Here is a 563-nt window from a genome sequence, read left to right as displayed (position 1 = left end):
CGTATCCTTATAAAGGTATGCGATACAATAGGCAACGTTCCATACCAAATAATTGATAAAAAACATATCATAGCCGGTGTTGAACGGCGGAAAGAAACGCCAGCAATGGCTAGAGAATTTCTGAAAGCCCTTAATGGGCTGTTTAATTGGGCAATTGATCAAGGTCTTTTGGAAAATAATCCGACTTTAGGAGTCAAAAGACCATCTACCAAAAATAAAGACGGCTTTCCTGTTTGGACAGAAGAAGATGTTGAGAAATATTATAAAAAATGGGCTCTAGGAACGCATGAACGCGTCTGGATTGATGTCCTTCTTTACACGGGTTTACGTCGTGGTGATGCGGTACGCATTGGCTGGAAAGACGTCAAAGATAATATCATTCATCTCAAGACAGAGAAAAGCAAATTCCAAACAGATGTCTTTCTGCCCATTTTGCCTGAATTAGCAGAAACCCTTAAAATTGGTCCTATTGGAAATGAAACATTCATTTGTGGTAAATACAGCCAAAAATTACACAAAAATAGTTTCGGAAGTGTATTTTACAAGGCATGTACTCAAGCAGG

Annotated in this window: 1 protein-coding gene; it reads left to right on the top strand. The window is 38.7% G+C overall.

Features of this window, described 5'->3' with window-relative positions; all coding sequences use genetic code 11:
• Positions 1-563: tyrosine-type recombinase/integrase (locus tag ACFIK6_RS10235; RefSeq protein WP_375642785.1), on the top strand; the 563-nt coding region annotated here is incomplete at both ends.

Source organism: Bartonella sp. AS69XJJH (assembly GCF_042195585.1).
In the GTDB taxonomy this organism is placed as follows: Bacteria; Pseudomonadota; Alphaproteobacteria; order Rhizobiales; family Rhizobiaceae; genus Bartonella.
This window is presented reverse-complemented; position numbering and strand designations above follow the sequence as displayed.